At 43.7% G+C, this 20,655-nt stretch carries 16 protein-coding genes and 1 pseudogene; 3 read left to right on the forward strand and 14 right to left on the reverse strand.

Going from position 1 to position 20,655, the window contains the following annotated elements:
* Positions 1-151 precede the first annotated feature (151 nt).
* The 3 genes from MST20_RS05515 to MST20_RS05525 form a co-directional block, all read right to left on the reverse strand.
* Positions 152-1,558 (reverse strand): right-handed parallel beta-helix repeat-containing protein, encoded by a 1,407-nt coding sequence (locus MST20_RS05515; RefSeq protein ID WP_243940616.1) that lies wholly within the window; start codon positions 1,556-1,558, stop codon positions 152-154.
* A gap of 133 nt (positions 1,559-1,691) precedes the next feature.
* Positions 1,692-3,011, reverse strand: a complete 1,320-nt coding sequence (brnQ, locus tag MST20_RS05520) for a branched-chain amino acid transport system II carrier protein (RefSeq protein WP_243940619.1) — start codon at positions 3,009-3,011, stop codon at positions 1,692-1,694.
* A gap of 545 nt (positions 3,012-3,556) precedes the next feature.
* Complete coding sequence (locus MST20_RS05525) at positions 3,557-4,615, reverse strand: NAD(P)-dependent alcohol dehydrogenase (protein WP_243940621.1); 1,059 nt, start codon at positions 4,613-4,615, stop codon at positions 3,557-3,559.
* A gap of 212 nt (positions 4,616-4,827) precedes the next feature.
* Here MST20_RS05525 and MST20_RS05530 point away from each other — a divergent pair, with 212 nt between their 5' ends.
* A complete protein-coding gene (locus MST20_RS05530; protein WP_243940623.1) occupies positions 4,828-5,223 on the forward strand; it encodes a MerR family transcriptional regulator in 396 nt (131 codons plus the stop codon).
* 13 nt (positions 5,224-5,236) lie between these two features.
* On the opposite strand, the gene MST20_RS05535 is transcribed toward MST20_RS05530, so the two are convergent.
* The 4 genes from MST20_RS05535 to MST20_RS05550 form a co-directional block, all read right to left on the reverse strand.
* On the reverse strand, positions 5,237-5,500 hold the full coding sequence (locus MST20_RS05535; RefSeq protein WP_243940625.1) for an HPr family phosphocarrier protein: 264 nt from the start codon (positions 5,498-5,500) through the stop codon (positions 5,237-5,239).
* Between the two features lie 172 nt (positions 5,501-5,672).
* Complete coding sequence (locus MST20_RS05540; RefSeq protein WP_243941171.1) at positions 5,673-6,773, reverse strand: MBL fold metallo-hydrolase; 1,101 nt, start codon at positions 6,771-6,773, stop codon at positions 5,673-5,675.
* 210 nt (positions 6,774-6,983) lie between these two features.
* Complete coding sequence (locus MST20_RS05545) at positions 6,984-8,249, reverse strand: ATP-grasp domain-containing protein (RefSeq protein ID WP_075213286.1); 1,266 nt, start codon at positions 8,247-8,249, stop codon at positions 6,984-6,986.
* Between the two features lie 14 nt (positions 8,250-8,263).
* Positions 8,264-9,508 carry an MFS transporter gene (locus tag MST20_RS05550; RefSeq protein ID WP_243940627.1) on the reverse strand — a complete coding sequence of 415 codons (1,245 nt, stop codon included), beginning with the start codon at positions 9,506-9,508 and terminating at the stop codon, positions 8,264-8,266.
* Between the two features lie 352 nt (positions 9,509-9,860).
* Between MST20_RS05550 and MST20_RS21345 the strand changes: the two are divergent.
* A pseudogene (locus MST20_RS21345) lies at positions 9,861-10,076 on the forward strand (Tn3 family transposase); the annotation flags it as partial.
* Between the two features lie 100 nt (positions 10,077-10,176).
* Here MST20_RS21345 and MST20_RS05555 read toward each other — a convergent pair.
* From MST20_RS05555 to MST20_RS05585, 7 genes are all read right to left on the reverse strand, one after another.
* A complete protein-coding gene (locus MST20_RS05555; protein WP_243940629.1) occupies positions 10,177-11,238 on the reverse strand; it encodes an enoyl-CoA hydratase/isomerase family protein in 1,062 nt (353 codons plus the stop codon).
* A gap of 15 nt (positions 11,239-11,253) precedes the next feature.
* Positions 11,254-12,039, reverse strand: a complete 786-nt coding sequence (locus MST20_RS05560; protein ID WP_243940631.1) for an enoyl-CoA hydratase-related protein — start codon at positions 12,037-12,039, stop codon at positions 11,254-11,256.
* Between the two features lie 80 nt (positions 12,040-12,119).
* On the reverse strand, positions 12,120-13,574 hold the full coding sequence (locus tag MST20_RS05565) for a CoA-acylating methylmalonate-semialdehyde dehydrogenase (RefSeq protein ID WP_243940633.1): 1,455 nt from the start codon (positions 13,572-13,574) through the stop codon (positions 12,120-12,122).
* A gap of 18 nt (positions 13,575-13,592) precedes the next feature.
* On the reverse strand, positions 13,593-14,480 hold the full coding sequence (locus MST20_RS05570) for an NAD(P)-dependent oxidoreductase (RefSeq protein ID WP_243940635.1): 888 nt from the start codon (positions 14,478-14,480) through the stop codon (positions 13,593-13,595).
* 15 nt (positions 14,481-14,495) lie between these two features.
* A complete protein-coding gene (locus MST20_RS05575) occupies positions 14,496-16,211 on the reverse strand; it encodes an acyl-CoA dehydrogenase family protein (RefSeq protein ID WP_243940637.1) in 1,716 nt (571 codons plus the stop codon).
* Positions 16,212-16,672: 461 nt separating this feature from the next.
* Positions 16,673-17,629: a mannose-6-phosphate isomerase, class I gene (manA, locus tag MST20_RS05580; protein ID WP_481747882.1), complete on the reverse strand. Its 957-nt coding sequence runs from the start codon at positions 17,627-17,629 to the stop codon at positions 16,673-16,675.
* An 18-nt stretch (positions 17,630-17,647) separates the two neighbouring features.
* Complete coding sequence (locus tag MST20_RS05585; protein ID WP_243940640.1) at positions 17,648-19,591, reverse strand: PTS fructose transporter subunit IIABC; 1,944 nt, start codon at positions 19,589-19,591, stop codon at positions 17,648-17,650.
* A 367-nt stretch (positions 19,592-19,958) separates the two neighbouring features.
* Between MST20_RS05585 and MST20_RS05590 the strand changes: the two genes are divergently transcribed.
* Positions 19,959-20,495: a GNAT family N-acetyltransferase gene (locus MST20_RS05590; RefSeq protein ID WP_243940642.1), complete on the forward strand. Its 537-nt coding sequence runs from the start codon at positions 19,959-19,961 to the stop codon at positions 20,493-20,495.
* Positions 20,496-20,655: the final 160 nt, after the last annotated feature.

Here is a 20,655-nt window from a genome sequence, read left to right on the forward strand (position 1 = left end):
TTGTACATATTGTATTTTTTAATAATATCCTTGAAAATTGTTAGGCACTTCATCAATATATCTTTTTATTTCTCCAGGTGGAATTTTTATTTTAGAGACGTCTTAACAAGTTCTTTTTTTATCTCCTTAATTATGCCTGTTTTCATTGGAATTATTTAATCACAGACCAAGCCGGTGAATCCGGAGCTAATGTAAAGTCATGAGATGTCTCGTCGCGATACATCGGATCGGCATAAATCGAGTCTTGATCTTGATTTGTTGCGTTTTGGTATCGCGAAAACGAGTCGTATTCATTCTTCTTCCAAATCCACAGGCCGTCTTTGCCGGCTTCCTTGTGGTACACGTTATGATTCACTTTATTTCCTTCATTTTTCGTAAAATCGTTTGCGATAAATATTCGCGAATCGCTTGCTGTGATGATGTTTTTTTCGATTGTATTGTTTTTTGTATCATACTGGAGCAAAAGCTGTCCGCCATCCAGCCCCTTTGTATCATTACGGTAAACAATATTGTGTGCAATGACAGAATGGCTTGTGCCTCCCCGCTTTTGGTCGTATCCGCCGATAGAAATGCCCGTGTACGCATTCTCATACACTTTGTTGTCGGTTATTTGAATATCATCGGCATATTTCTCTTTATGTTCCGACGTTGCTTCTATCCCGATATCGTTGCCGTAAACCGTGTTTTTCTTAATGTCAATACTTTGTCCTCCATCAACATATATTCCCCCTGCCGAGTAGTCATCACCATAGGCAGGATTTCCGTAAGTGGAGTTATCGTAAACCGTGTTGTTTTCTACGATACCGTTGCGCACAAAATCGTTTTGAGCGGCTGTTCCTTCATATCCGATCAGATCAATTCCGATGTTGTTATTGTCGCGAACCACATTGCCTCTCACCGTGAAACCGTCAATGTTTCCGTTCAGTACAACCGCTTCACTCGCTCCGAGTGTCAGCTTTTCAACCGTATTGTCCTCGATCTTGATGTCTTTCATGCTGCCGGAGCCATAGACGGCAATCCCGTGGGCATTGCCGTCATCCGCTGTTGTTTTTATATCCCGGACGTGATTGTTTTTAATGGTAATATGACTGCTGGAGCCTGAAACATAAATTCCCATGGCGGTTGCTTCTTCCGATGAAACGGAAAGGTCTTGAATTGTCAGTCCGCTGATTGTAATGTACTGTTGATTGTGAATCTGAATGAGCGGTGTTTCATATTCAGCGTCCCGAATAGATTCTCCGCTGATGATGACTTTTTCATTCTCATAGTTTTGAAATGTGATAGGCTTTTCAGCCGCCCCGCTCTCCTTCACATCAAGCGTTTCATGATACGTGCCTTCCCGAATCATAACAGTTGTGCCGGGGACAGCTTTTTTTGCTGCCTGTTTCAGAGTTCGAAACGGCTTTTCTTTCGTTCCTTCATTTTGATCATTTCCATCTGGGGAAACATACAAGCTGTTAGCCGGTTCTGCTTCTTTTGCTCCGGTCTTATCGTAAGCAAAAGCGATGATAACAGAAACTAAAATACACGCTGATAAAATAAAATACCATTTTCTCATACTCAGCACTCTTTTCTTTTCAAAATGGATAAACTAACACCATTATAGAATATCCATTTATGGAAAACCATCGCAAACATTTGAAAGAAAAAGGCAACCCTGGGATCATAGGGTTGCCTCCATGTTTATGAGTTTATTCAGACTTCCGCAGTCTATGAATGAGATAGCCGCCTATTCCTCCTAAAATCGCCGGAAGCACCCATCCTAATCCGATGTCATACATCGGGAGAAACTGATTGAAAAATTGATTAATAGCTGCAATTTTGAGTCCGGCAGCATTCAGGCCGTCAAACAGGCTGATGATAAAGGTCAATATCAGACTGCCTTGATACACTTCCCTCTTCCCTTTAAATAAGGGATGTAAAAATGTTAAGAATATTAAAGAAATCGCAATGGGATACAAAGTTGTTAAAACCGGCATTGAAACGTTAATCAGCTGTGTTAATCCTATATTTGCTACAAGGGTGCTGAACATTGATAGAATGACAGCAATTTTTTTGTAGGAGATGTTTGGAAACAAGCCGTGGAAAAACGAAGAGCATGCTGTGATGAGTCCCACACTTGTTGTCAGACATGCTACCGTGATCATTAAGCCCAAAAAAACGGAACCATATGGTCCGAAATAATAGGATGAAACCTTCGCTAAAACCTCGGCTCCATTTTCTAAAAGACCCAGTTTTTCAACGCTGGAAGCCCCCATATATGAAAGCGCTGAATAGATCAGAGCCAGGAGCGCCGCTGCAATCGCCGTCGATTTTGCACAAACGATCATGAGCTGTTTTTTGGAGACCGCTCCCTTCTCTTTCATGGCGTTCACAATGATGATTCCAAATACAAAAGCGACAAGGGCATCAAGTGTAAAGTAACCTTCTTTGAACCCTTTAAAAAATACGTGTGATGCATATCCTGCAGACGGAGCTTGAAAGTTTCCGATTGGATGAATAATTGCCGTAACGACGAGCAATCCGATAAATGTTAATTTAATAGGAGTTAAAAATTTTCCGATTACATCGATAATTTTAGTTGGATTCAGGGACAGCAAGCAGGCCACTGTGAAAAATAATACGGTAAATATGATTAAGGCAACAGGACCCGCATCATTTGATAAAAAAGGTTTAACCCCTATTTCAAACGACACATTACCGGATCTGGGAATCGCGAAAAAAGGGCCGATTGCTAAATAGAGAACCGTCGTAAATACAATGCCGAACAATGGATGCACACGACTGGCCAGAGACTGCAAATCATTTTTTCCTGAAAAAACGAATGCCGTAATGGCGAGTAATGGCAATCCGACTCCGGTCACTAAGAATCCTGCATTGGCTGTCCATACATTCTCTCCGGCCATCTGACCAAGCATAGGCGGGAAAATGAGATTTCCTGCACCGAAAAATAATGCAAACAGCATTAGTCCTATGATTAGGATAAATGAAAAAGGAATTTTTTTTGCCATGATGAGTCCTCCGATTCGAGTTAAGCTATTCATATGTTTTTAGTAGTCAGCAGTGTAGCGCGATAAAAATTTTAATGATAAATGTCCTGAATTATCAGTAAATATTAAATAAAAGTACTATCCTACTATAGTAGCTGTTACTCGTATTGTCAAAGGTTTCGTCCATATAAAAAATTGCGTCATGCTCTTTCTTTGAAGTTGATTTACAAGTTTGTTACAACATGTAAAAATAATAATGGGAAGGAAATTCACATGTGGGAGGTTGTGAAATGCCATTAGGGCCTGCAATCATTTCGGTATTAATCGTATTCGGCATCGTATATGTCATCATGAGAGCGGTAAGGAAATCTAATTGATGGGAGAACGTCTCAGCTCTGACTCTCTTGTCGCCTAAGCTGCTCTTTTTCAGAGTGCCAAGCCCGCCAATTTCCAAGCGAGACATATAGAATGAAGCTGTATGTCCATCCGCTCCGCTGAAATTGCCGGATCATGCGAAAAAAGGCCAGTCAAATAAAATGACTGGCCTGTCTGGCATTAAATATGATTTACAAAGTGGAGATATCAATCACGAATCGATAACGCACATCGCTGCGAAGTACGCGCTCATACGCATCATCAACTTGGTCAGCTCCGATGACTTCAATCTGCGGAGCTATGCCGTGTTCAGCAGCGAAATCAAGCATCTCTTGTGTTTCGCGAATGCCGCCGACAAGCGAACCTGCAATGCTGCGGCGGCCCATGATTAAGGAAAACACACTGTATTGATCCGGTTCTGCCGGTGCGCCGACGTTAACAAGTGTTCCATCTACGCGAAGAAGCGATAAATAAGCATCAACGTCCAGATTGGCGGACACCGTGTTTAAAATGAGATCAAAACGGCCGGCCAGTTCAGTGAATACGGCAGGATCACTAGTTGCAAAATAATGGTCTGCGCCAAAACGCAAGGCTTCTTCTTGTTTATTCAAAGAGCGGCTCAGGACCGTTACTTCTGCCCCCATGGCATGCGCGAATTGGATGGCGACATGGCCGAGTCCCCCCATTCCAACAACGGCAATTTTCTTGCCGGGGCCTGCGTTCCAATGCTTCAAAGGAGAGTACGTGGTGATGCCCGCGCATAAGAGCGGGCTTGCAACATCCAAGTTCAGATTGTCCGGAATGCGGACAACAAAGTCTTCTTTGACCACGATGTATTGGCTGTAACCGCCGTATGTCGGATGACCATCGTAGTCTAAACAGTTATACGTTTGGATCACCCCTTTCGTACAAAATTGCTCCTCTCCGCTCCGACAGTATTCGCATTCGCCGCAGGAGTCAACGAAGCAGCCGACCCCGACGCGGTCGCCGACAGCAAATTTTTTAACGTCTGGTCCCACTGCTTTGACAACGCCGGCGATTTCATGTCCCGGAACCATTGGAAAGATTCCGCCTCCCCATTCATCGTAAGCGCTATGGATATCCGAATGGCAAATGCCGCTGTACTTAATGTCGATTAACACATCATTCGGTTTTAATTCCCTTCTTTCAATTGTGGTCTGTTCAAATTTTGCTTTGGCACTCCGAACACTCAGTACTCGGGTTGAGATGTTTTTCTGCTGATTACACATATATATCTATCCTTTCCTTACGTCATATCGCGCCCATTCATTGAGAAGAGGTGCAAGTTAAGGTTAAACCTTAAAGTTCGCTTTAAGGCAAGAAGTTTTTCTGAAAAATAGCTTCTCTTTCTTTGGCTTGCGTTAAAGCCCACTTTAAGGTCTATAATCATTGTGTGTTGTGACAATTAGAATATTGATGAATATGATGGAGGTTTTTCAAAATGGGGTATTCTATAAAAGAAGTTGCTGAAAAAGTAGGCTTGCCTACACATACACTCCGATATTATGAAAAAGAAGGTCTACTGCCTTTTATTAAAAGAGACGCCAATGGAAACCGAATGTTTGAAGACAAAGATTTGTCGTGGTTGGAGCTTGTGATCTGCTTGCGAAAAACCGACATTGCGCTTTCGGAATTACGGGAAATCGTCAATTTAACAAAAGAAGGAGATTGGACCGTGCCGAAACGCAAACAAATACTTGAAAAACATAAAGAAAAAATGCTTGAAAAACAAAGAGTCCTGGAACGCACCTTTTTAAAGATCGACGAGAAAATCACGTACTATGATGGATTAGAAAAAAAGAATCAGGAAATGTCCTTGAAAGCGGATGAAAATTGATTTGCATTCTTTCTCATTGCAGCAAATTCAAAAGGAATTTTTCCAAAGTTTCCTTTGCGGTTTGCTCATCCGTTCCATTGACCATTAACGTGATCTCATCCCCTTCTTGAACGCCTAATTGAAGGATTTCCATCAAATCTTTCCCGTTCGCTGTCTGCCTGTTTTTCGCGAGTACGATTTCACTTTTAAATGAAATCGCTTTGCGGACAAAAAGAGTCGTATGTCTGGCCTGTAGCCCTCGCGGAAGCCGAACTGTTGATTTTGTTACTAACATCATAACTCTCCTTGCTTTTTTTCGATTAAGGCTGCGAATAAGCTGCATCTACAGAATAATCGTTAAAGTCCACTTTAACGCAAGGGGTTTTGTGAAATTTCGTGATAAAAGCCGTCTCCAGTCTGCGCTGGAAACGGCTTTTTTTAGAGTTGCAAAGGGAGTGCAAATCACCTGCTTACATATCCCACCAAAAGGACTCGGGAAGCGAGTATTGGCCGTTTAACAGGATTGTTTCACCAATCGCGGGAGCAATCATGTTGGCGCCTTTTTTCTCAGCTTCTTTCAAAGCACGTTCAATCGGCTCTTTCCAGCCATGATAGGCGAGGGTGAACGCGCCCCAGTGAATCAACATCATGTTCTTTCCTTTTACATCTTTGTGGGCCTGTACAGATTGTTCGGGTGTCATATGAATCCCGGACCAGCGTCTGTCATATTGACCGCCCTCCATTAAGGTGATATCAAAAGGGCCGTATTTTTTGCCGATTTCCTTAAAATGTTCATCATATCCTCCGTCGCCGCTCGTATAAAAACGCGTATGTTTTCCGAGGATAACCCAGCCGCCCCACAGGGTCGTGTTTCGATTCAACAATCCTCTACCCGAAAAGTGTTTGGACGGTGTCAAGGCTATCGTCAAACCTTGAAACTCCGTTTCATCCCACCAATTGAGCTCTGTGATTTTTTCTTTCTCAACTCCCCACCGAATCAAGTGTGTGCTGACTCCGTGGGGAACGAAGAAATGACCGGCCTTTTCCTTCAGTTTTAAGATGGATGGATAATCTAAGTGATCATAATGATCATGTGTGATCAAGACGGCGTCAATCGGCGGCATATCATCGACCATATGCAGGATGTCTTCGCTGTAGCGTCTGCTTCCGATAAATGATACGGGTGAAGCAATTGGCCCCAGCATAGGATCTACGAGTATTTTTTTGCGATCGATGCTCAATAAAAAAGCGGAATGTCCAAACCATGTTAAGCTGTCTTCGTTACTTTTAACTGTGCTCCAATCAATCTCAGAAACAGGGATTTGTCCGGAAGGGTTGCGTTCCTTGCCGCCGGAAACAGCGTCTCTCATCATCGAGAAAACGCCGAAGATTCCGCCCATATCCATCTTTTCCGGAACTTGATTGACAAATTTGCCATCGGCATAATTGTCAAAGCTTTGATACAGCTTTTTTTGTTCTGTGCTTGGATTTCCCCCAAACACGGGGTGTAAATTGATGAATAACAAAACACCCGCGCAAAATACGATGATAAAAATGAATAAAAACATCATGATTTTTTTCATTGTTCCTTCCTTTTTAGGATGATCTCTTGCTTCCTCTTATTCTACCGATTATACCTGCATCATCGCCAGTGTAACGCTGTACTGTTTGAGATAATACCATCGTAGCTGAATACCGTGCATAACCAAACAGCGAATAAAAATTTAAAGAACCCTTCGAATTTGAAGAGTTCTTTTTTGAGGCACCTTGACATAGACAAGTCATGTGCCACATTTCTTTTTAAATGAAGGTTTCCATTCTGACAAGTCCTGATAAACAAATGTTATATTGTCACATATTTCATAAGCAACTTCATACATATGTTCTATATCCTTAGCTGTAAATAATATACTTCCTTTGCGCCCTGTACTGTCAACAATAGGTGATATGGTGTCACCCTCTTTTACAAATAGATCAATTAATACGACCTCGGAAATGTTAGCTAGCTCATTGTATTTGATTTCTTTTATGCAACCTGGTTTTGGAATCAAGCTTAAAGACATAGCTTGACATTTTGAAGGTACACATCTAAATTCATCTATAGTCTTGGTAGCTAACGCATCATAATAGTATCCAAATTGAGATATGCCGGTTGTTAGTTCCACCATTTTCCATATGTTTCCGCCACCTATCCTAACTTGAGACTCTATGATTATTGGCTTTTTTTGTTTGTCTAACTTTACCTCTGTATGAGTAATGCCGTCTTCCAGTTGCATGTCCTCCAAAAATAGCATTACTTTCTCAATGATTAATTTTTTTTGGGATTCATCTATAGGTGCCGGCATAATAGTATAGTTTATTATAAACGTATCTTCTTTAAATATTTCAGCTGATATAGCTAGTATAGAGTGTTTTTTGTTATAAGAAACGGTTTCGACCGTATAAACTACGTCACCTTCAACGTACTCTTCCACTAAAACAGGTAGTTGAATACCATTATCTTTAATAAATACCTCTACGTTATCTCCCGTGTCTAGCTTAGACACTCCTATACCACCTGCACCAATCGGAGGCTTTATTATAATGCTGCCTTTTTTGTTCAAAAATTCATCAATGTCTTTTATGTTATTGCAAACTGTCGAATCTATCGAAAAGTCTTTGCCTGCTAGAATTTCACGCATCATGTCCTTATTGCGGGTTATCATATTAGCATTGTAAGAAGGTCCTTTAACATTAAAAATCTTTGCAATTATGCAAGCCGTATCTAAGGCTGCTTCGTTGAAAGATACTACCACCTCAAATGGTTTCTCTTTGTACAATTCTTCAGCATAGTATACAGACAAGGGTATATTTGTTGTGTCTATTTCTTTTTTATAGAAACACTTTTCTAAAATAGTTCCATCAAAGTATATGTGTTTAGTGTAAGACCCTATATACGAAACAGTATACCCCCTATCTAAAGCATCTTGTATAGGTTTTGTCCATCCCCCTATAAATAAAATGTGTGGTGTATTTTCTATGTCGATTCCTTTTGATATCTTATACATCATAATCATCTCCTCTATAATGAACTCGTATATTCAATTTCGGTTCCTTTTGATACGCCTCGCCTTAACAACATCATTAAACACAATGTTGTTCCGAAGCCCCCTATAAATAACGTAGTTTGAAGCCCGAATATAGAAACTAAAAATGCACTAGCAAAACTTCCTAATGCCCAAGCTCCCCAATTAAGCGTACGCTGTACAGCATTTACTCTGCCTAGCATGTGACTTGGTGAAGCAAGTTGTCGTATGGTTGCAGAGTAAGGGCCAAATACACCTTCTCCCATGCCATGTATGATACTTGCAGCTACTATACCGTAAACGGTTCCCAAATATCCCATTATCGGTATAAAGGCCAGACCGATAACTGATACAGTAGCGCTATAAATAAGCATTTTTGTATTATTAATTTGTTGACTTTTTTTCATGAGTAATGTATTGCCTATTAAAAATCCCACCGCTGCTGAACCTACAACAAAGCCTATTTCAAGTTCAGATAGACCCATTACCTTATAAAGGAATATTACTAAAATACTATTTAGTATGTATTTAAAAAAACCGTAAACAGCGCCACAGCTTACAATTGGTTCTAATACAGGGTGTTTTTTAAAATATATCAAACCTTCATATATGTCTTTGTATACGGATTTTATATTTGCGTTTTTTAAAGAGCCCTCTGTATGCGGTTTAAACTTTGAAATAAATAATACAAACACAAAACAAACAAAATACGTTACTGCGTCAACAGTGAAAGAACCAGTTAATCCAACTAGAGTAATAACGATTCCTGCTAGCATAGGACCAATTACTATAGAGAGAGACTCTGAAAGAGCTAGTAGTGCATTTCCTTTTTTAAAGTTGTCTTTATCTGTTAATATTTCAGGCAAGAAAGAGGGAATTGCAATGTTGTAAAACGTAGTAAATACTCCATTCAAAAACATGAGAAACACCAATAAAGGGAACGTTATTATATTTGTTACAGTCAGTATGAATACTGCTAAAAATAAAACGCCTTGACATATACTACAAATTAGCAAAATATTTTTTCTGTGAAGGATGTCTATCAAAGCACCAGCTACTAATCCGAAAATTAGGTAGGGTATGAATATAATCCCACGAAGCATGGCAGCATTTGCCTCACTTGTTTGTAGCACCTCTAATGCAAAAAGAGGCAAAGCTACTATTGTAAACTGGGTACCTAACAAACTTACAGACTGTCCTAGCCAAAGCTTGTAAAAATTAAAATGTATTTTATTTTTCATAATAACCCCCTATTAATTCATATTATTCGAAACCTTGTTATACGCCAGTTCCCTTATTCAGCATTGTTTTGGGCGTAACCTCCATCCATAGTATATCTCCTATGATGACCCTCTGTACGCGTTTGCGAATGTAAAAGCAAGATATCAAAATTGTAGTTTTTGTTTTGATGTTCAACTACAGGTGTAATTATATTGAAACAAATGACCTCAGTTTTTTTAAAAGCTGAGGTACTCTCCAATGATCCTAATGAATGTACAGCATCAATGATCAACGAATTTATAAAACCATATCATTGAACAGGAAACATTTATCGTTGAGATTAGTGTGGATTATGAGAATCACGTGGAGGAATTGAAAAATACAATTCTAATTTTGGATTACATATCAAATGAATCCTTACGTCGTCGTATCAGTGAAAAAAGGTGAGACCATGAATGGCCTTGCGAGCGCCTTATTTTTGGGAAACGAGGGGAATTGGGATGGGAACATATTAATTTTCTTGGAGTATACACCTTTGATATGAAGAATATCGAAAGCTTAGGTTCACTCAGCCCTCTTAATCAATGAATTAAAGCCGATGGTACCTAAGCATATTGTTGGTGGCCCCCCAGATAAAAACCGTGGGAGGTTTACAAAAAAAGCTGACATTAATCGTCAGCTCCCGCTTTTAAAATCGGACAGATTCAGAAGGTTGGAAAAACCGGTCCACTGCTTCATCGGTTACATCTGAAACGTGCCGGTACTTGTAGTTCGGTGATTGATCACGGTCGATCAGGACGGACCGGACGCCTTCGAAGAAATCGTCGTGCTTCAAAAAGTTCTTTGCCAGCACCAGATCTGTTGCAAAGCATTCTTCCAATGTTTTTTGACGTCCGTCCGTCAGCTGTTTCAATGTGATTTTCAATGAAAATGGCGCTTTGGAAAGCATCGTTTTTTTCACATTCGAGCTAAAAGTGCTTCCTTCGCTTTCGAGCGATTGAAGGATCTCTTCGAGCTTATCATACTTAAAATGACGGTCAATCGCTTGCTGATCACGGACGAGCGTGCTTTCTTGGGAGGGCTTCGTTTTCGATTCGCCGATCAGCTGATTGAGCTTTTCTTCAACGTTTGCAAGACGCCAATCTGTTTGTTCCACTGTTTGGATCAATCGTTCTAAAGCGCTGCTCTCCATGTAGGCGTCTGCCCCATTGATATACAGCACGTCTGCCGCATGGATGACAGATGCCGTTAAGCCAAGATATCTTCCTATGTGTCCCGGAGCTCTGTTTAAAAAATAGGCTGCCCCGACATCCGGAAAGAAACCGATATTCATTTCGGGCATCGCCCATTTTGTCGTCTCCGTGACAATCCGGTGGCTGGCCCCGTATGTCAGGCCGACGCCTCCTCCCATGACGATCCCGTCCAAGCAGGCGATGATCGGTTTCGGAAAGCGATGGACTGCCATATCGACTTCGTACTCTGTTTCAAAAAAGCGCTCGGCTTCTTGCAGGGCCTGTTTAGACGAACGTGCTTCATAGAGTGCCTTAATATCCCCTCCGGCACACAGTCCTTTTGGTCCTGCACCTTTGATGACCACAACAGAAACGTTTTGATCTGTCTCCCACTCGTTTAACTTTTCACCAATCAGACGGATCATGTCGTATGTGAGGGAGTTGAGCGCTTTCGGGCGATTCAGAACAATCGCTGCGGCGCCGTTTTGATTAACGGAAAACAGCACGTCATCGGACATCTGGATCCACTCCTTTTATGAATGATGAAAGTTTGGTTTGCGCTTTTCGACAAATGCGTAAATTCCTTCTTTGGCATCTGAAGTGACAAACAGCTCGGCGAATCTGTTTCGCTCTCTCTCCAGTGCCTGTTCCATGCTTTCAGAGGCGCCCTGTACGACACATTCGACGGCGCGCCTCACGCTGGTCATGCTTTTTCCTTCGATGAAAGACGACGCGACCCCTGCTGCCGTCTTCATCAGTTCCTCCCCCTTTACCGCCATCTGCGCAATATTCAACTCTACCGCCTCTTGAGCTGAAAGCGTTCGGCCTGTCAGGATGAGATCGAGTGCTGTCGCTGTATCCGTTATGTTGCGAAGCCGCTGTGTACCTCCAAACGCGGGAATCAAGCCGAGCTTTAATTCGGGAAGGCCGAGTGTTGCATCGTCTGATACGATTCTGAAGTGGCAGCTCATCGCAAGTTCCAGGCCTCCGCCAAGAGCCGGTCCGTTTATCGCCGCAATGACGGGCTTATTGGAAGCTTCGATTTCATCACAGAGCGCCTGGCCCCCTTTTGCGAGTGCCAACCCTTGTTTTTCGTCCCCGAGTTTTGAAACGAACTCTTTTATATCCGCTCCCGCCACAAAAAATCGTCCTTCTCCTGTGATGATGATCGCTTTTGTCTCCTCGTCGCGGGCCAATTCCCGAAAAAGAGAGCGCAATTCGGCGATACAGGAAGAAGAGAGTGTATTTGCCGGCGGATTGTTCAACGTGACGGTCGTGATGCTATGTTCTGTTTTAAGTGTGGCATATTTCAAGTTCAATATTGATCCCTCCCTGTTTAAATAGAAAAGGCCCCTCTGAAAAAATCTGTTACGCTTGAGAGGGAGCCTTATGTTAACAATTAGAACCAGCGTTCAGTGACGACCTTTTTGCGCGTGTAAAACTGGACGCCGTCCTTTCCGTTTGTCCCAAGGTCTCCATAGAAAGAGGCCTTGTTCCCTGCGAAGGAGAAGAATGCCATCGGAGCCGGTACGTTGACATTGACGCCGATCATTCCGGCATCGATTTTGTCGCGGAACTGCTGGGCGCTTTTCCCGCTCGACGTGTAGATGACAGCGCCGTTGGCAAACTTGGATTGATTGGCGAGCTCGATCCCCTCATCAAGGTCTTGTACGCGGACGACGCTCAAGACCGGCGCAAAGATTTCGTCCTGCCAGATTTTCATCTCCGGTGTTACATGATCGAAAATCGTGGCTCCCACAAAATATCCTTCCTGAACATCCGGATTGCGTCCGTCCACGGCGAGTGCGGCTCCCTCTTTTATACCGCTGTCGATATAGTCAAGAACGCGTTGTTTATGGACTTCGCGGATCAGCGGGCCGACAAAGTGATCCTCTGATCTGCCATCCCCTGTCTTCAGCTTCCGTGTTTCAGACACGAGCATTTCCATGAAGTCATCGGCGATGTCATCAACGACCACCGCGACGGAGCAGGCCATACAGCGTTCTCCGCTGCTTCCGAATGCCGCCCCGATGATGCCTTGAACCGATTTTTCCAGGTGACAATCCGGCATCACAATCGCATGGTTTTTAGCGCCGGCCAGCGCCTGAACGCGTTTCCCGTTGGCTGTGCCCATTTGATACACATATTTTGCGACCGGTTCTGAACCGACGAAGGAGACAGCTTTAATATCATCGTTCTCCAATATTCCGTTTACAACATCCTTTCCTCCATGAACGAGGTTCAGCACACCTTTCGGAAACCCGGCTTCATAAAACAGCTCGACAAGCTTCCCGGCAAGAATAGGAGTGCGTTCCGAAGGTTTCAGGACGAACGTGTTTCCGCAAGCAATGGCGAGCGGAAACATCCACAGAGGAACCATCATTGGAAAGTTAAACGGCGTAATACCGGCGACAACCCCCAAAGGATAGCGCCAAATCGATCCGTCGATGCCCCCTGCTATCGCGGGCAGGGATTCTCCCATCATTAAAGTAGGTGCGGCTGTCGCAAGCTCAACAACTTCGATTCCGCGCTGCACTTCGCCTCGGGCGTCTTTTAACGTTTTGCCGTTTTCCGTCGTAATGATGTCTGCCAATTGTTCTTTTTGCTCTTGAAGAAGCTGCAAATATTTGTATAAAAGTCTCGCCCGATTGGGGACAGGCACAAGTGACCAGGTCTGATAAGCGTGCTTGGCAGCCTGCACTGCGCGATCTACATCCGCTCTCATAGATAGAGGCGCATAAGCGATGACGTTTCCGTTTGCAGGATTGAAGACTTCTTCAGCTTCCGTACCTGAGGAATTCACCCACTCCCCGTCGATATGGTTCATCATTTTTTTTGCATTCGTTGTGATCATGTGTTTTTTCACCTCTCCTTACTGATAAGTTGTCTTTTGTTCGCTTATTTTTTTGTATAAAACAGACATATCTTTGTCGCCGTATCCGTTCTGATCGGCGTCTTCATAAATGCCGAAGAGAATCTTGCTCACCGGCAGTTCAACCTCGTTCTTCTCAGCCAAATCGAGTGCAAAGCCAAGGTCTTTCAGCAGCAGCTTCAAAGAAAAGCCAGGTTCATAGTTTTCATCCGCTATGAAACTTTTATAGTTGCGCTCATAGATTCGGCTCTGCCCGTAGCTGACGTTCAGCATCTCAAACAATTGGTCGAGACAGAGATTGCTGTTTTTGGCAAGATGCAAGGCCTCACTGACGCCGGCAGTATAAAAACCGATTAAGAGGTTGTTGATCAGCTTCGTATTTGTTCCGCTGTCGATGTTTTCGTTCACATGAAAAATATTCTCGCCCAATACGTTGAAAATAGGCAATGCTTTATCAAAAACGGACTTCGCCCCCCCGACCATAAAGGTAAGCGTCCGGTTGACCGCCCCGATCACACCGCCGCTGACCGGCGCCGCAAGAAAATCGATCCCTTTGCTTTTCGCTTCCTCTGCAATCCGGATATTCAGTTCAGGAGCGACCGTGCTTGTATCAATCAGAAGGACGCCTGGTTCAGCCAGGTGTACGAGCCCCTTTTTCCCCAGAAAAACCTCCTCTGCAGCTTTTGATGAAGGAAGGCTTGTCAGGATGGCGTCACACTCTTCAACCATCTTTTCAACTGAAATCCCGATCGTTCCCCCTGCATGATGCAAGGCCAATTCAGCTTCTTTGTTAAGGTCTGTTCCATACACCGTAAAGTTCTCCTGAAGCAGATTTTTCGACATGGGCAGCCCCATATTGCCTAAACCGATAAATCCGATTTTTTTCAAACGGTTTCCCTCCGATCACACCGTATATTTTTCATGAGCGGCTATTTTCTCTGCGATTTCGCGTTTTTGAGCAAACAGATTGCTGAAAAGGGGCAAAGGAAGGCTGCGAGCTTCGTCCAATGCGAGCTTTCTATCGGCTTCATCAGATGCTATGCCTGATAAGGTGGTCACCGCCATTTCTTCGATTTTGCGGAAGCCTTCTTCACAAATGACGTTCGTCATCATTTCTTTCAACCGTGCTTTTTCACTTCCGCTTCTTTGGATTGCTTTTTCGGTCCGGCGGGCGGCGGATTCCATCACATAGATTTCTTTTTGCATGTCGGCGAGAATCCGCGCGTATTCCTGCTCCTTTTGAATGTTTACGCGGGAGCGTTTAAGCGCTTTTAATGTGTTGCCGAAAAGCCTGTTGGACAACTGAATAAACTGCCGGTTTCGGTTTTCCCCGCTGCTTAATTGAGCTTCCGGCTCTGAGATGCCGTTTTGCTGCACTTCTTTCATCATCAGTTTGGCGATCGTCAAACGGTTAATCTCGTTTGTCCCTTCGAAAATCCGGCTGATCCTCGCGTCCCGGTACAAACGTTCGACTTCGTACTCCTGCATGTATCCGTAGCCGCCATGAATCTGCACCGCCTCGTCTGCATTTCGGTCGAGTATTTCGGAGCAGTGCACTTTATTGATCGCGCATGCGGATGCATAGTTTGTGAGTTTTCTCAGTCTGTCGTCTAATGGCTCAGCCGAATTTAAAACATGGTCCAGGCCATCTGCCGTTCTGTAAGCAGCGCTTTCGGCGCCGAAAATCGAAATCGCCATGTCGGCAATCTTTTCTTGAATCATTGAAAAACCGATGATCGGCTTGTTAAATTGTTTGCGCTGTTTGGCGTAGCTAACGGCAAGGTTCAATGCTTGCTTTGCCATTCCAATGTTCGAAAACGCGAGCTTTAAGCGGGCCATGTTTAAAATGTTCAAAGCGACGTGATGACCTTTCCCGACATGACCTAGAACATTGTCGTTTGGCACCTCGACTTCTTCCAAGATTAAGGTTGCCGTCGAAGAACCTTTGATTCCCATCTTCTTCTCTTCAGGTCCGATGGATACGCCTTTAAACGAACGTTCGACGATAAATGCTGTCATGCCTTCCGTCGTTTTTGCAAAGACAACATATACATCAGCTACTTGCGCGTTCGTAATCCACTGTTTTTCCCCGTTTAATACCCAGGCTGTTCCATCCCCATTCAAGACCGCCGTCGTTTTTGCGTTTAAAGCATCTGAGCCTGCGCCAGGCTCTGTCAGAGCATATGCTCCAATCCATTCGCCCGATGCCAGTTTTGGAAGATATTTTCGTTTTTGTTCTTCTGTTCCATAATAAATATACGGCAATGTCCCGACTCCGGCATGAATATTAAAGGAGACGCTGAACGATCCGCCGGCTCCCATTTTCTCTGCCACTAACCCGGAAAGCTTCTTGCTGAGTGAAAGGCCGCCGTATTCCTCCGGAACTTCGATACTGAGCAAGCCGAGCTCTCCCGCTTTTTGAAACAATTTTTTCACGCTTTCGTGATCCTGCTGATCGATCGATTCAAGAAGGGGCATGACTTCGTTTTTGACAAATGATTCTGTCGTTTTTGAAATCAGTTGATCTTCCTCTGTGAAATCTTCCGGCGTAAATCCTTCAGCAGCCGATTCGTGTTGAGAAATCAAGGGTTCATTCCATCGAAGTTTTGCTTTCCCCATTGCTTTCCTCCTCGCTTCCGCTAAAAAGAGTGATAAACTGAGATAAAAAGACGATGAATCCGCTTACATTTTTCCTGATACGAATCATCGTCTCCTTTTCTCATCCAGATAAAGACCAATCAATTATGAGGGGCACGGTTGTTTCGGTCATTTAGCAGGCCTTTCTTTTGCCTGTCGCCGGAACATAAGACCCGCTTTTTGTTTCATGAAGCAGCTGTTCCGCGAAAAGCCCCGGGCAGTGCAGCTGATGTGTAAGTTATGAAGCTTTTAATATCAGCTTATCAAATAATTGGAAGATTTCCAAATGTTTTTTGGTTTACTCTATTTTACTTGTGAAAGCTTGGGAATATGAATTGTCAGCCTTGTGGCGAACGCTTTTTGGCAAGCCGGAATTCTTTTTTCGCAAAAATAAAACAGACCATCGTTTTGATGGTCTGTTCAGAAAGTGTACCGTTGATGGCTTATTCAATTGACAGGCTTGAGACGATACATTCTGCACGGCCGGCGATTGTAAATTCTCCAAAGCCCGCAGGCAGCAGCATGTGATCTCCTTTTTTAAAAGAAAAATCGTTGCCGCAAGTCGCGTTGATTTGCCCTTCCCCTTCTATGACGCTGACAAGAAGAAACGGTTTATCCTGTTTGAAACAGGCTGAACCTTTTACATCCCATTTTGCTACTGAGAAATAAGGACACTCAATCAGTGCGGCAGTCTTGACATCACCCGCTGTTTCATATTGAACGTCTTCGCGGTCAGGCGAAGATGGGACATCGATCACTTCTATGCTTTTTTGCAAATGGAGCTCGCGCAGATTTCCTTCAGCATCTTTTCTGTCATAATCATATAGCCTGTAAGTTGTGTCTGAATTCTGCTGCGTCTCCAAAATCAAAATGCCTTTTCCGATCGCATGGACGGTTCCGCTCAGCACATAGAAGAAATCTCCCGGCTTCACTTTGACGCGGCGCAAGAGCTCGTTCCATTTCCCGTGTTCGATCATTGAGACCAGTTCTTCCCGCGTCTGGGCATGGTGGCCGTAAATGATCTCCGCATCTTCTTTGCAATCAATGATATACCAGCATTCCGTTTTTCCAAGCTCCCCGTTTTCATGCCGTTTTGCATATTCATCGTTTGGATGCACTTGTACGGATAGGTCTTGGGCAGCGTCCAAAATTTTTGTCAGAAGAGGAAAGCGGTCTCCCTTTATATGTCCGAATAAATGGCGGTGTTCATTCCATAATTCGCTGAGCGTGAGCCCTTTATACATGCCGTTTTTCACGACGCTTTGCCCATTTTGATGGGCGGCGAAAGCCCAGCACTCCCCTGTTTGTTCGGATGGAATCTCGTAGCCGAAAGAGGCTAAAGCCGTGCCGCCCCATATTCTTTCTTTAAAAACAGGCTCGAAAAATAATGGTTCAGTCATGACGGGCATCCTCCTTTTTTAGATGATTTCATCCAGAAGTTTGTATACTTCTTCTTTTGTTTGAGCAGAGAGAAGCTTGTCCCTGTAGGTGTCATCCATCAGTTTTCGGGAGAGCATTTGCAGAAGCTTTAGATGCTCGTTTCCCCCGCTTTCTTTCGGAACGGCGATCATAAAGATCAGTTTGGCGTCAGTTCCGTCAAGACTCTTCCAGTCCACGCCCGAACGTTTGATGCCGAATGCTACACTCGGCTTCTTGACGGCGTCAGACTTCCCGTGCGGGATCGCGATGTTCATGCCGATCGCCGTTGTCCCCTCTAGTTCGCGGTTCATGATCGCTTGTTTAAATTCGCTTTCCGAATGCAGTGCGCCTTTACGGGACAATTTTTGAATCATTTCATCGATAATGTCGTCTCTCGTACCTCCTGATAAATGGGGTTCGATCAAATCTGTATCAATGATGTCTGTGAGCTTGTTAATTTCCGGTATTTCGGATTTTTTGCTTTCCGCTTTTATGTCGATCTTCGGCTGCGGAATGTCATGAACTGCAGCAGTTTCACTTACCCCTGCAGGAGCGGCTGCGACCTCTTTTTTGAGTACATTGACCAAAAGAGCGGTGACCAGGGATCCGGCAATAACGGCGATAAAGAACATCAACACATGATCGACAGCGCCAAGCACTGCTACGATCGGTCCGCCGTGGGCGACTCTGTCCCCTACATTACCGATCATGGCGATCACGGAACCAGTCATTGAACCCGCCATAATACTTGGGATGACGCGAAGCGGGTCCTGTGCAGCAAACGGGATGGCACCTTCAGTAATGCCGAATAACCCCATTGTAAATGCTGCTTTTCCCATTTCTCTTTCTTGCGCCTGAAATTTTCTTTTTCCTAAAAACGTTGCGATGCCAAGCCCGATCGGAGGAATACAAATGGCGACGGCGATCGGACCCATAATTTCATAGTTTCCTTCACCGATCATGGCTGAACCAAACAGGAATGCCACTTTATTGACGGGGCCGCCCATATCAAACGAAATCATCGCCCCTAAAATTAATGCCAGAAGAATCGAACTTGAGCCCTGCATACCAGCCAGCCAAACCGTCAATGATTCAAAGATTTGCGCGACAGGCGCGCCGATCAGCAATACGAATGCCAAGCCGACAATAAGCGAGGAAACCACCGGTATGATGATGATCGGCATGATCGGCTGAATGGCTTTTGGCACTTTTAATTTTTTGATGGCCAGCGCCGCATATCCGGCTAAAAAGCCCGCGATAATGCCGCCGAGGAACCCCGCACCGCTTACGCTGCCGTAAAAGCTTCCCGTCGCTGCGATGTATCCGCCGATCATTCCCGGTACAAGCCCCGGTTTATCGGCGATGCTGTAGGCAATATAACCGGCTAAAATCGGGATCATGAATGAGAATGAGGCAGCCCCGATTTGCTCAATCGTTTTCCAAAAAGATTCATCAGGAATCACTAACCCTTTCGGCGTCTTTTCACCTCCAAGCGTCAGCGCGACTGCAATCAACAATCCGCCGACGACAATGAAAGGAACCATAAACGATACACCGTTCATTAAATGCCGGTAAATCGGATTTTGTTTTTTCTCGGTTTGAGCGGAGGCTTCCGTTTTCGCAGCCGAACGATAGACAGGTATATCGCCGCTGATCGCTTTTTGTATTAATTCTTCCGGTTTTCGGATCCCTTCCTGAACACCGACAGCCAGAAGTTTTTTTCCTATAAAACGGTCTTTGTTGACCGAGCGGTCTGCGGCTATAATAATCGCGTCGGCCTCGCGGATTTCCTGTTCGGTCAGCTCATTTTCCACCCCGATGCCGCCTTGTGTTTCGACTTTCATTTGAACGCCCATTCGATCGGCCGCTTTTTGCAAATTTTCCGCAGCCATATACGTATGGGCAATGCCGTTTGGACATGATGTAATCGCTAACAGTTTCATGCGAATCCTCCTTCTGAAACTAAAGTAGTGAGCAGCTCTTGTCATTACTTTATAATAAAAACGTGCGTGTAAAAGCGTTGTTTTTTACCGCAGGTTCCGGAAAAACCGGTTTTTTTAAAAAGCAGGATTGTAGCTGTTTCTTCGCTGAATCACTATATTGAAAATGGCGCGGCTGATGATGGCGGTACTATGCATTGTTTAGAAACTTTACCCGCAGCCTTCCTGTTAAGACAGAAGTGATGCAAGTAACTCGAGGAAGATAACACCATTTGGGTGGGGCTTAACAACAGCCATGTAGAAGCTAGAAGAGTGGTAAAAACCAGTTATGATATAGTTTTGCTAAAGAGTGTATGGGGAGAGAAATTGTATGTTATTTCATGATGGGAAACTAAAAGTTTGTAAATTAAAAGAAAAAGATAAAATATTTTTAGTCAAGTGGCTTTCAGATCCATTCATTCTGGAATTTTATGAAGGAAGAGATAACCCCTTTAATATAGACAAGGTTAACGAAGTTTTTTATCACCCAAATAATGACGAAGTTAAATGTATTGTAAAGTACGATGGGAAAGAAATTGGATACATTCAGTTTTATCAGTTGGATGAGATCACAAAAAAAGAATATGGATACTCTGATGAAAACATTTATGGAATAGACCAATTCATTGGTGAAAAAGAATATTGGAATAAGGGGATTGGGACACAGCTGGTTTCATCTATGCTGGAATATTTAGTTAATCAAAAACTTGCAGATGGAGTGATCGTAGATCCACAAATTGGAAATGGGCGGGCTTTAAGGTGCTATGAAAAATGCGGTTTTAAAAAAGTTCGGATTCTTCCAAAACATGAACTGCATGAAGGTGAAGATCAAGATTGCTGGTTAATGGAGTACAAAAGACTAAAATAATTTCATTAGTATTGCTAGAGGTGAACGGATTTCAGGGGCAGCCGGTGGCTTGCGATACAAAAAGAATAGGATAAGCAGAACAGCTCACCTATCCCATTCTGTTGCCGTGTATCATGTGTATATCAATATTTTCTTGAATGTTGATGAAGGTCAGCGCCCT

Source organism: Bacillus sp. B19-2, assembly GCF_022832475.1.
In the GTDB taxonomy this organism is placed as follows: Bacteria; Bacillota; Bacilli; order Bacillales; family Bacillaceae; genus Bacillus; species Bacillus paralicheniformis.

What these genes read in the sequence shown, in the direction of transcription:
- manA (WP_481747882.1), bottom strand. Translation starts at nt 17,629, where the DNA reads ATGACTGAACCATTATTTTTCGAGCCTGTTTTTAAAGAAAGAATATGG.
- MST20_RS05525 (WP_243940621.1), bottom strand. Translation starts at nt 4,615, where the DNA reads ATGTGTAATCAGCAGAAAAACATCTCAACCCGAGTACTGAGTGTTCGG.
- MST20_RS05535 (WP_243940625.1), bottom strand. Translation starts at nt 5,500, where the DNA reads ATGATGTTAGTAACAAAATCAACAGTTCGGCTTCCGCGAGGGCTACAG.
- MST20_RS05565 (WP_243940633.1), bottom strand. Translation starts at nt 13,574, where the DNA reads ATGATCACAACGAATGCAAAAAAAATGATGAACCATATCGACGGGGAG.
- MST20_RS05515 (WP_243940616.1), bottom strand. Translation starts at nt 1,558, where the DNA reads ATGAGAAAATGGTATTTTATTTTATCAGCGTGTATTTTAGTTTCTGTT.
- MST20_RS05555 (WP_243940629.1), bottom strand. Translation starts at nt 11,238, where the DNA reads ATGTCCGATGACGTGCTGTTTTCCGTTAATCAAAACGGCGCCGCAGCG.
- MST20_RS05550 (WP_243940627.1), bottom strand. Translation starts at nt 9,508, where the DNA reads ATGAAAAATAAAATACATTTTAATTTTTACAAGCTTTGGCTAGGACAG.
- MST20_RS05545 (WP_075213286.1), bottom strand. Translation starts at nt 8,249, where the DNA reads ATGTATAAGATATCAAAAGGAATCGACATAGAAAATACACCACACATT.
- MST20_RS05540 (WP_243941171.1), bottom strand. Translation starts at nt 6,773, where the DNA reads ATGATGTTTTTATTCATTTTTATCATCGTATTTTGCGCGGGTGTTTTG.
- MST20_RS05575 (WP_243940637.1), bottom strand. Translation starts at nt 16,211, where the DNA reads ATGGGGAAAGCAAAACTTCGATGGAATGAACCCTTGATTTCTCAACAC.
- MST20_RS05530 (WP_243940623.1), top strand. Translation starts at nt 4,828, where the DNA reads ATGGGGTATTCTATAAAAGAAGTTGCTGAAAAAGTAGGCTTGCCTACA.
- brnQ (WP_243940619.1), bottom strand. Translation starts at nt 3,011, where the DNA reads ATGGCAAAAAAAATTCCTTTTTCATTTATCCTAATCATAGGACTAATG.
- MST20_RS05590 (WP_243940642.1), top strand. Translation starts at nt 19,959, where the DNA reads ATGTTATTTCATGATGGGAAACTAAAAGTTTGTAAATTAAAAGAAAAA.
- MST20_RS05585 (WP_243940640.1), bottom strand. Translation starts at nt 19,591, where the DNA reads ATGAAACTGTTAGCGATTACATCATGTCCAAACGGCATTGCCCATACG.